4 protein-coding genes are annotated in these 2962 nt (G+C 56.5%); all 4 read right to left on the bottom strand.

The window, feature by feature from the left end:
- Positions 1-375 (bottom strand): relaxase domain-containing protein (locus FMZ75_RS20935; protein WP_166146198.1); only part of this gene is annotated, 375 nt, incomplete at its 3' end.
- A 3-nt stretch (positions 376-378) separates the two neighbouring features.
- Positions 379-696 (bottom strand): hypothetical protein, encoded by a 318-nt coding sequence (locus tag FMZ75_RS20930; RefSeq protein WP_166146195.1) that lies wholly within the window; start codon positions 694-696, stop codon positions 379-381.
- Positions 697-853: 157 nt separating this feature from the next.
- The gene (locus tag FMZ75_RS20925) at positions 854-1231 is read right to left on the bottom strand and encodes an integration host factor subunit alpha (protein ID WP_370464773.1); all 378 of its coding nucleotides are present in this window, start codon (positions 1229-1231) and stop codon (positions 854-856) included.
- A gap of 159 nt (positions 1232-1390) precedes the next feature.
- Entirely contained in the window at positions 1391-2404 is a 1014-nt protein-coding gene (locus FMZ75_RS20920; protein ID WP_166146192.1) for a DUF4062 domain-containing protein, read from the bottom strand.
- Positions 2405-2962 lie beyond the last annotated feature (558 nt).

The following is a 2962-nucleotide window of genomic DNA, read 5'->3' as shown; positions in this document are numbered from 1 at the left end:
TTCCGCCGCGAGCGTCACGGATTTGTGGGGCGAGAAGGTGAAGTCGTAGCCGCTGATTTCTCGTTTGTGCTTCGACCAGTCCTCTCCCGTGTCGGCGCGCTTGCCCTCGAAGAGCCGGTCGAGCTCCTCGTCCTTGGGCGCGTGGTGAGAATTGATGCCCAGCGCGCGGGCGACAGAGAGCGGCATGTCCGATCGCCACGCCGGTCCGGCGTCGCGGCCGGTGAAGTAGCTGGTGAGGCGCGAGCCCGGCTCCAGCTGCTGCTGGCCGAGGGCCTCGGTCGCCTGCTCGGGCTGCGGGCCGAGCCTCGCTTCCGTGAAATACATGCGGACGAGCTTGCCGTCGGACGCCGCGGCGAACTTGCGGAAAGTGATCATCGCTCAGGCCTTCGCGAGGGAAGAAAAGCGCTTTTCCAGCGCCTCGACGATTTTGTCCGGGAGGCTTTGCTGCATGTCGGCGAGGAGTTCGAAGGTCTTCCGCGAGAGGATGAGCTGCTCGCGGTTCTGCGCGATCAGATGGGCGAGCAAATCGCTCAGTGTCGGCTCGCCGGCGTCGTCCTTGGGCGTGAGCAGGACGATGATCTCGTCGAGGCGGGCGATGGTGATGCGGATCTGCTCGTTCTGAAGGCCGACCGCTTCGACGATCTGGTGGGCTTCCTGCTCGACGCGAGCGAGCCCTTCTTTCAATTCGTTGGACATGATTGCGCCTCCGCTACGAGCACGAAGGGTCGTCGGAGTCCGCGCGAATGAAAACGATCGCCGCCGAAAGATTCGAGCTGGCGTCGGGCGCTGGCGGCGCGCGGTTCGCGACATCAGCGGTCATGGGCGCTCACACCGCGCGGCGCCGGCGACCGCTCTACGGAGAGTCGCCGGCGACCGGGGATGCTCCCGACGCCGCCACTGCAGATTTGAGATGTGGAGCCGCTTTGAACACGACGATACGACGCGACGAGACGAGAGCCGCAGCTCCGGTTCTCGGATTGCGGCCCGGACGAGCGTTTTTGGAGCGGATGCGAAAAGTGCCGAAGGCGCGAAGACTTACGTCTTCTCCGCTGGTCAGGGCGGACAGCATTTCCTCGAGCGCGCAATCGAGCAGGGCTTTTGCGTCCGCGCGGGAGAGGCCGGGGATGCGCGCGTAAATGGCATGCGCGAGGTCGTCACGCGTCACCGTGCTCCTGGAAACAGCTGCGTCCAAAATCCCATCCGGCTTTCCGCCGTTCCCTCGAAAACACACGGCGTCGCCCGCAGGGCAAACCGAATCACAGTGCGGCTTGAGATTGTCTAACCCGCAGGTACGGGGCAGACCAGCGCCGGCCGCGCTTGGTATTTGGTCACTGCGGTTTTTCGTTGGCGATCCCTGCGAGTAGCCGGCAGCCCGCAAGTTCGCGGGCGCCTATGGCGAGGATGCGCCAGGAGTGGACGTTCGCCTGGCGCCATATCGGCGTGTCATCTGATATATGACTGGCGTATCTGACGGCGCTTGCTGTCGGCGTGCATGCATAGCAAATGTTTTTCCGTAATCAGATAATTGCACTATAGTTGATTTGCCGTTATGGCTCGCATCAAGCAAATTCTGCGCAACGAACTCTTTTATAATACGTTCTGCACCTGCTTGATCATTAGTGCAAAGCATCCCACAAATAGTAATACACGCTCTTCGCCAAGGAAATGCCAACGAAAGTTCGCTATTAACATAAATAAATAAGTCTATTATCGACATATTAGTATTGCTGTAATCTTTAATGAAATCGCTAACCTTACTTTGTGACATTTTTTCTAACCTGTAAGCCATATCAGAAGGGACTATTAAGCCACTCTGCTCCAGTTTTAGCTGATCGATCTCTTCTTGTAGGGAACGCCGTTCTTCAGACAACTTAGCTATTTCATTTAGGGCCGCCGCAGTTGCGACTGAGTCCGCCCGCACCCAACCTACTCTCGGCGTCCTGTGCATCATTTCCGACAACGCCGTGAGAACGCGAGAACCAAGATCATCAGCATTTTTCCAGTATTTTGCCATCCGCGTTTCGCAAAGCCTACGAAAAGCCTCTACCTTCTCACGCTTTTCGAATTCAACGCGTTCTCTTGGCAAAGTTTTTCGAGCGTCGTTGTGGAGAAGAAAGGCCGCTACCGGCACATTCTGGGCTACAGCAAATTCATACTCCATCTGCGTATAGCTCTTGCCTTCGCTTCCCTCGGAACCATAACGTTCGCTAACTATTACAATGTAATAGTCGCACTCCTTTATTCTTTCTTGAATGTAAACCCACTGACTCTGATCTCCCGCTTGGAATAATTCCATTCCTACGGGGATGTGGCCGAGATTCAGAATTTGTTCGATTACCGTTCGACGCTCGTGTTCGAGGTCTTGAAACGTAGAGCTGATAAAAACCTGATATTTAATCGACATCTGCTTCCTATTGCGTTGGTCGTGCGGAATGCTCGACCGCTACTCAAGACCAGGAGGTTGAAGCGGCATGAAGGATGGCTCGAAGCTGTTCAAGGGCTTCGCCGTGGCAGTGCGCCGTCTGCAAAAATCAAGAATTTTTTATACACGTAGCGCGCCCTCAAATTTTGGTGGTGTTTCCGTTTGAGCCACTATCCGAGTACAAAAGATAGGTAAGAAAGTCGAGCGTTTTCAGCTAAGACCTTGGCTTCAGCGAATGACCATCATGGGTCACAATTCCCCCTTCGCAGTCGGGAACGGGGAACTCGCGCCAGGAGCGGCCATTCGACGCGGACGACCGGAGGGTCCGCTTTCCCTGAATTTCGCGGACGTTCGCCGCGCCGGATAGCTCTTGCGATCGATAACCTCCTGGCCATTGTGCGCTCGCCGCCGCATCACGCCTCCGATCCGCTAACATTACAGTTGCTTTTTCAGATGGGCTCGCCTTGCTTCGGCTTGGTGCGCTCGTCGCCATAACGACCATGTGATGACGAACTCGGGGCGAATGCGTTTTCGTGCGAG

The sequence above is a fragment of the Methylosinus sp. RM1 genome (assembly GCF_011378635.1).
Classification (GTDB): Bacteria; Pseudomonadota; Alphaproteobacteria; order Rhizobiales; family Beijerinckiaceae; genus Methylosinus; species Methylosinus sporium.
Note: the sequence above shows the minus strand (reverse complement) of the source record. Positions and strands in the feature narration are given on the sequence as shown.

What these genes read in the sequence shown, in the direction of transcription:
- FMZ75_RS20930 (WP_166146195.1), bottom strand. Translation starts at nt 696, where the DNA reads ATGTCCAACGAATTGAAAGAAGGGCTCGCTCGCGTCGAGCAGGAAGCC.
- FMZ75_RS20920 (WP_166146192.1), bottom strand. Translation starts at nt 2,404, where the DNA reads ATGTCGATTAAATATCAGGTTTTTATCAGCTCTACGTTTCAAGACCTC.